The organism is Cedecea sp. P7760 (assembly GCF_013386425.1).
Taxonomy (GTDB): domain Bacteria; phylum Pseudomonadota; class Gammaproteobacteria; order Enterobacterales; family Enterobacteriaceae; genus Cedecea; species Cedecea selenatireducens.
In genome coordinates this window covers 25,613-31,612 of record NZ_JACARU010000060.1, presented here as the reverse complement: position 1 = coordinate 31,612, position 6,000 = coordinate 25,613, and the positions used below count along the sequence as shown (strand labels likewise).

Here is a 6,000-nt window from a genome sequence, read left to right as displayed (position 1 = left end):
CTTTATGGGGTCAGTCCAAAAAGTGGGCTCTGAGTGCTTGCACGAACTGCATATTGTTTGCTTACGCCGCCTGGAGGTCTTTTGGTTCAGAGAAGCCAGGGGGAGACGTTACCGCTGCATCAATCCCGGGTTTGCACCCAAAACGCATGGATGAGGCCAGGGAAGTAGCCCAGCAGGGTAAGGAGGATGTTGAGGATGAAGGCCCAGCCAAAGCCTTTGCCGATAAGCACGCCTAACGGAGGCAGGATAATTGTGAAAACGACTCGCCAAAAGCCCATATAAACTCCTGATAAATTCGGTTAATCCATTCGAAAGAACAAGCCTACCCCATAAAGGATAGACGAATCTTAGAATCTGTTCAGGCCGATTATTCTGGAAAATTTAGTTTTATAATTCATATTCGAAAAAAAACGTCATCAGGCACTTGCTAACGACAACGACTCAGGATAATTTCTTGGCTTCGGTAGCTTGATGAACCCTCATTCGCTATCGAATATGCCTATATTATCTCCTCCTCTGGAGGGTCCGGAACCACTCCAAAAAAGATCCGGTCGATCGCCAATTATATTAATGATGATAGCCTTATGGTGACCCGGCGTTTGCCGGGTTTTTTCGATTATATTCCCGCCAATAATGCCATCAATGCTAATGCCGCAGGTAGAGCCTGAACATAAAGTATTTTTTTGCTGGCTGTAAAGCCACCAAACAAACCGGCAATCAGGACACAAATAAGGAAAAACAGCTTAAATTCATAGCCGCTGCTCGCCGCCAGCAGCCCGTATATTAAGCCAGCAGCCAGAAACCCGTTATACAATCCCTGATTCGCCGCCAGCGTTTTCGACTGACGTGCAAACTCGGGAGACAAACCAAAGGCTCTCTGCCCCGCAGGTTTATCCCAAAGCACCATCTCCAGCACCAGAATATAAAGATGAATCAAAGCAATCAGGCCGATAAGAATACTGGCAATCATAGGTGATTCCTGATGGGTTTATATTGTCGACGGGCGCGAGCTAAACTTCATAGCCCAGCGCTTTGATAACGTGTGCCATCGCTTCGTCCGTCAGCGGGGAACGTTTGATTTTATGGTTCGCCAGCATGGTTCTGACCACGCCGGCAATCACAATGTGTTTGGGCTCCTGTCCCAGATCCCGCATCTCCAGCACCACCTTACCCACCACGCGGCACATCTCCTGATACAGTTCTTCGTCTTTTGCTTTTTTATCCATCTCGCCTCCGGCTTATCTGTTTGATCTTACGGTAGCATTTAAGCCCCAAATTTATAACCTGTGAAGGGAAAAACGGCTATGCTGTTCACTAATTGATAATAAACCAGGGCGAGAGAGATGAGATTATCACGGCCGATTTTGATGATCGCGCCTGCACTTTCTTCATCCACAGCATTTGCCGTAGATGTCTCACAAATTTACGACAAAGCTCGGGCTTTGGAAACGTTTATCCCCTGGCAGCAGATTCGCTTTCTTTAGGGGGATTCAGTAGATAAAATATTGTCACAACAATGACAAGAAACCTCAAAAGAGGTTTTCAGCGAAAAGTTTTAGAGGCAGCTTGATGCGTTACCGTTCAGATATTGATGGATTGAGAGCCATTGCGGTTCTGTTTGTGCTCATTTTTCACGCAGGACTCACCCTTTTTCCATCAGGATTCATTGGCGTCGACATTTTCTTTGTTATCTCAGGTTTTCTTATCACATCAATCATCACTAGTGCATTAAATAACAACAAACTTTCTGTCACCGATTTTTATGTTCGCCGACTTTGGCGTCTACAACCTGCGTTGATTGCAACGATCCTTTTTAGTCTGATAATTGCGACAATTTTTTATCTTCCGGAAGATTTTACCCACTTTTTACGCGAAGCCAAGTACACAACACTGTTTACCTCAAATCAGTATTTTTCTCGAGCAACAACGGCTTACGCTGCACCAGACACAGCATTTCTGTTATTACTCCATACATGGTCACTGTCAATAGAATGGCAATGGTATTTAGTCCTGCCGGCAGCATTACTCCTTCTTCATAAATATCTTCCATCCCGATGGCTCAGCCCTGTTGTCATTTCTACTACGTTGGCTATGGTCGCTTTATCCTTGTATCTGTCACAGGCATTTCCAGACAAAAGTTACTACTTTTTAAGCTCCCGAATATTTGAGTTTTTATTTGGTAGTTGTCTGATAATGTTAAAGAGTGAAAACCTGAAGCCCAATAACTTTATGGCCACTTGTATTGGGCTGGCAGCTCTGGGTGCGCTGTTTTACTGCGCTACCAGAACAAATATCGTCCTTGGTTATCCTGATTATCATGCCGTTATTGTTGCCGCAGCCTCAGCTGCACTTATTTACGTTGGCTCAGTCTCAGGCGGAATTGTTACCCGTGCACTATCAATTCCTCCCCTGGTATTTATCGGTACGATTTCTTACTCCCTTTATTTATGGCACTGGCCGATTTTTGCTGCAGGAAGATATTTGGGTTTTGAAGAAAATGGGGTATTTACGACAGTCTGCTTAGCGCTCACGTTTTCGCTGGCGTGGCTTTCTTACCTTTTCATAGAGAAACCCTTCAGGAAGAAATGCATTCCACTCTTAAAATCTTTTATTTATCTGGCATTGCTCCCCGCATTATTGTTCGTGGTACTCAGCGCTATTTCCGAAAAGCAGGATGGCCTTAGCAGGCGTTTTGGATCTCAGTTTCAGCAGGTTGCACTCACTCTCAAGCAAAATGAGTCACGCGACAGAAAATACTGCATCGATGGTAGCAGCGAACTAGAGAATAAAAACTGTACGATCGGTGATGTAAACGCCGCTAAAAAGGCATTGCTGATTGGCGACTCACATTCCAATCATTTTTGGAGCTTCTTTGATGTACTGGGTAAGAACGCCCATATGTCAGTTTTAGCTCAGGCCACCTCGTCCTGCTTAACGTTACCGGGTGTCTACCTGTTTGACTGGTGGTATTTCAAAGATACCGTTTATCAAAAATGCCATGATGACAGTGACAAGTTCTATGAAAACATTCGGCAAGGACACTTCGACTATGTAATTATTGGTGAGGTCTGGAGTAACTACGCTGGTGACAATATCGTCAATCATCCGCAAGACCCGCGTTCGATGGAATTGTCACATCAACGTATCGAAACAGCAATGAAGCAAGCCTTAGACATTATTATACAGTCAGGTGCACGACCAGTGATTATCAAGCAAATATACACTATGCCGGATAATTTCATGCACTGTTTTTATGACAGTGTGAAGTTCAGAAAAAAATACGTATCTAACAGTTGTAATACGAATACAAGGACAGATGATAGCAGTGAGTGGTTCCCACAGCTATTTAACCGGCTACAGAAAACTTACCCAACACTCATTATTATTGATCCTAAAGATGCTCAGTGCTCTGGTAATGTATGCAAAACTGATATTAATGGCGTTCCTGTCTATCGTGATGTCGGCCATATCAATGATTTTGCCTCTCATGAATTTGGCGTTGAGTATTTACGACAGCATAAAAATCCCTTTAATGAATAAATGAAAGGCGCGTTCAGCGCCTTTTATCTATCAATCCCATTTAAACGTCACACCTGCACGTGCGGTGCTATTGCTGTTATCGCGATCGTACTTAGAGTAAGGGTCGGACAGCAGCTTTTGGTCACCTTTATCAAGCTTGCCATACATATTTTGCGGTTTCTTCTCTTCGTTGCTCAGGCACACGTTCCCGTGGCAGCCTGGCTCCTCTTCCGCCTCACTCCAGACCAGCTCCGATGCAGGTTTATTCGCGGCATAAACGTGGGTGGCAAACAATACAGCGCAGATGATGAGCGTCTTACTCATAAACAGTCCTTTTTATGATAATGATAATCATCTGCGATTTTAACATCATCCTGCGCAGTGACGACAATCAGTTTAAAACTGACTATTCTCCGCTGAATCAGCGATAAATAGCGAGATGAGCAGCCGGACAAAGACTCACGCCTACCCCAGGATCAGGACATCAACCGCCCTTTGTACTGCCGCATCATCCAGGCCATGTGCGTAAAGCTTGTGTACCATATCGGCTATCGACTCACGTGATAACGTCTCTTCTCCCGCCAGCAGCTGTACCACAGCTGTGCCTATTACCTGCAGCATTTCAGGATGAAACTCCTCGAAAACTTGCTTGCCCTTGTCCATAATCACTCCATAAATAAAGTCCCTGTCTTTCAAAACTAGCACAACAGCACTCAGACAAAGCTGGGATTTTTTCCCGATCCCTTTCCCTTTCGCAACGTCGTCAAATAACTCATTGATACAACTCCGTAACATTTCACGATTTTTTTATGTCTGAATTTTACAAGAGGAAAAACGCCCACTAAATACTCGTTGTTCAACATCTCCGACAGCGTTTATCATTCATAAATATATGGGCACTTCGGAGGATGTATGCTGCAATTCGATGTCTTTGGCAGGCGTTTGGGCATAAAGAAAGTAGGTGAGCAATGGCTGCTTTATCGTGTTGATCCTAATGAGGGGAAACATTCCCGGATTTATGATGTGGTCATTCCATCATGGCTGACGGAGGATGAACTCCCCGGCTGGCTCGGGGATATTTACCATGAGGCGGCGAGCGAAAAGCATCCGGATGTACGGGTTATTGATAAATAGAGAATCAATGTCACTTTTCATTTCTGAGATATTAAGGCCAACTTAGTGGCCTTAATATTATTTTTATTCAAGTAGTATGGCAGGGTTTATTGCAGTAAAAACACCCATTAGCATTATAACCAATTCGCTTTGCTTCAGTCACTGCTGACTGGCAAGAACTATAATCGCCAAGAAATAATCTATTGCTTTCAGCTGGCAAATAATTACATCCATAAACGTGAACTTCATTATCACCATTGAACTGCTTTTTTGTATTTACATAATACGAAGCCATCATCATCTCCAGAGATGCTACGTCATGTAGCCAATAGAATGATAATTATCATTGCGATTTATTACTACGATATATCCGAAAAACCAAACGCATCTCACCTAAAAAATAACTCGAAACAAATATTACTTAACAATAAAAAACGGGAACCATCAGGTTCCCGTTGTCACATCACCAGCGGCGCTGATTACATGTGTTTAATGATAGCGTCGCCAAACTCTGAACATTTCAGCAGCTTAGCGCCATCCATCAGACGCTCGAAGTCATAAGTTACGGTCTTAGCTTCGATAGCGCCTTCCATACCCTTAACGATCAGGTCTGCCGCTTCGAACCATTCCATATGACGCAGCAGTAGATCTAAGCAACTTCTATAGCTTATTGTTTTAAAACAATAAAACGCACTTTCTCTCTTATTTCATCATTATTGGTAGTAGTTATAATCAATTGTTTTTGTATAATAATCTTAGAGTTTTGATAACCAGATTTCCCCCTTCGCATGCCAAAAAGCGAGATAATATTGAAGACCTCAGAGCTTATAAAAAAATTAACTGACCTACAGGAAACAATACCGTTTGATGCCGAGGTCGTTACTGGTGATGATTGGCAACCCGACGGCATTACCCGTATCTACCATAAACCACCATATACATTCATTGAATTTGAAGCGGATGACATTGATGAGTTCGGAGAAGAAGATAGCATAGGTGTTATTAACGAATTGGAAATCAGGGCACACCAAGTGAAGACAATCCGTGATTTTATCCGCAATGGTAAGGATCTGACACCAGATTCAATAATTAAGGAGCTGAACACACAGATTAACCGTCTGGAGGCTATGGCAGTGGCGTTGTTGGATAAGTAGATTTGCCTTCGGTTTTCAAGACCGCACTATAATTACAATAAATCAATAAGTTAACTTGTAGGCATGGTATAAGCAGAAAAAATAGCAATGCTAAAAATCAACAAGTTACCGACTTCTCAACACTTAATATACCAACACTTTACCGCCATCCGTCATGGGGGATTGGCAGTTCAAGGCTCAAATCCTGTCAAGTCAAGAAGTCAAATACAACCAT

9 protein-coding genes and 1 pseudogene are annotated in these 6,000 nt (G+C 43.2%); 3 read left to right on the top strand and 7 right to left on the bottom strand.

Features of this window, described 5'->3' with window-relative positions:
- Positions 1-119: 119 nt before the first annotated feature.
- From HX778_RS19480 to HX778_RS25195, 4 genes are all read right to left on the bottom strand, one after another.
- Complete coding sequence (locus HX778_RS19480) at positions 120-278, bottom strand: YqaE/Pmp3 family membrane protein (RefSeq protein WP_038473509.1); 159 nt, start codon at positions 276-278, stop codon at positions 120-122.
- Positions 279-616: 338 nt separating this feature from the next.
- On the bottom strand, positions 617-970 hold the full coding sequence (locus tag HX778_RS19475) for a DUF1304 domain-containing protein (protein ID WP_176982814.1): 354 nt from the start codon (positions 968-970) through the stop codon (positions 617-619).
- Between the two features lie 40 nt (positions 971-1,010).
- Positions 1,011-1,226 (bottom strand): fumarate hydratase FumD, encoded by a 216-nt coding sequence (fumD, locus tag HX778_RS19470; protein ID WP_176982813.1) that lies wholly within the window; start codon positions 1,224-1,226, stop codon positions 1,011-1,013.
- Positions 1,227-1,264: 38 nt separating this feature from the next.
- Entirely contained in the window at positions 1,265-1,396 is a 132-nt protein-coding gene (locus HX778_RS25195) for a hypothetical protein (RefSeq protein WP_255483443.1), read from the bottom strand.
- A gap of 173 nt (positions 1,397-1,569) precedes the next feature.
- On the opposite strand from HX778_RS25195, the gene HX778_RS19465 reads away from it, so the two are divergent.
- Positions 1,570-3,540 (top strand): acyltransferase family protein, encoded by a 1,971-nt coding sequence (locus HX778_RS19465; RefSeq protein WP_176982812.1) that lies wholly within the window; start codon positions 1,570-1,572, stop codon positions 3,538-3,540.
- A 30-nt stretch (positions 3,541-3,570) separates the two neighbouring features.
- Here the strand turns inward: HX778_RS19465 and HX778_RS19460 are convergent, their stop codons facing one another.
- Together HX778_RS19460 and HX778_RS19455 are read right to left on the bottom strand one after the other, a co-directional pair.
- A complete protein-coding gene (locus tag HX778_RS19460; protein WP_038473515.1) occupies positions 3,571-3,843 on the bottom strand; it encodes a hypothetical protein in 273 nt (90 codons plus the stop codon).
- Between the two features lie 141 nt (positions 3,844-3,984).
- Positions 3,985-4,140: a hypothetical protein gene (locus HX778_RS19455; protein WP_235212919.1), complete on the bottom strand. Its 156-nt coding sequence runs from the start codon at positions 4,138-4,140 to the stop codon at positions 3,985-3,987.
- Between the two features lie 291 nt (positions 4,141-4,431).
- On the opposite strand from HX778_RS19455, the gene HX778_RS19450 reads away from it, so the two are divergent.
- Positions 4,432-4,653, top strand: a complete 222-nt coding sequence (locus tag HX778_RS19450) for a hypothetical protein (RefSeq protein WP_176982811.1) — start codon at positions 4,432-4,434, stop codon at positions 4,651-4,653.
- Between the two features lie 458 nt (positions 4,654-5,111).
- Here the strand turns inward: HX778_RS19450 and HX778_RS19445 are convergent.
- Positions 5,112-5,282 (bottom strand): annotated as a pseudogene (locus HX778_RS19445) (isocitrate/isopropylmalate family dehydrogenase); the annotation flags it as partial.
- A gap of 138 nt (positions 5,283-5,420) precedes the next feature.
- Between HX778_RS19445 and HX778_RS19440 the strand changes: the two are divergent.
- A complete protein-coding gene (locus tag HX778_RS19440) occupies positions 5,421-5,786 on the top strand; it encodes a hypothetical protein (protein ID WP_176982810.1) in 366 nt (121 codons plus the stop codon).
- Positions 5,787-6,000 lie beyond the last annotated feature (214 nt).

Bases quoted from the DNA above. Each gene is read 5' to 3' on its own strand.
- HX778_RS19480 (WP_038473509.1), bottom strand. From the start codon at position 278: ATGGGCTTTTGGCGAGTCGTTTTCACAATTATCCTGCCTCCGTTAGGC.
- HX778_RS19475 (WP_176982814.1), bottom strand. From the start codon at position 970: ATGATTGCCAGTATTCTTATCGGCCTGATTGCTTTGATTCATCTTTAT.
- fumD (WP_176982813.1), bottom strand. From the start codon at position 1,226: ATGGATAAAAAAGCAAAAGACGAAGAACTGTATCAGGAGATGTGCCGC.
- HX778_RS19465 (WP_176982812.1), top strand. From the start codon at position 1,570: ATGCGTTACCGTTCAGATATTGATGGATTGAGAGCCATTGCGGTTCTG.
- HX778_RS19460 (WP_038473515.1), bottom strand. From the start codon at position 3,843: ATGAGTAAGACGCTCATCATCTGCGCTGTATTGTTTGCCACCCACGTT.
- HX778_RS19455 (WP_235212919.1), bottom strand. From the start codon at position 4,140: ATGCTGCAGGTAATAGGCACAGCTGTGGTACAGCTGCTGGCGGGAGAA.
- HX778_RS19450 (WP_176982811.1), top strand. From the start codon at position 4,432: ATGCTGCAATTCGATGTCTTTGGCAGGCGTTTGGGCATAAAGAAAGTA.
- HX778_RS19440 (WP_176982810.1), top strand. From the start codon at position 5,421: ATGCCAAAAAGCGAGATAATATTGAAGACCTCAGAGCTTATAAAAAAA.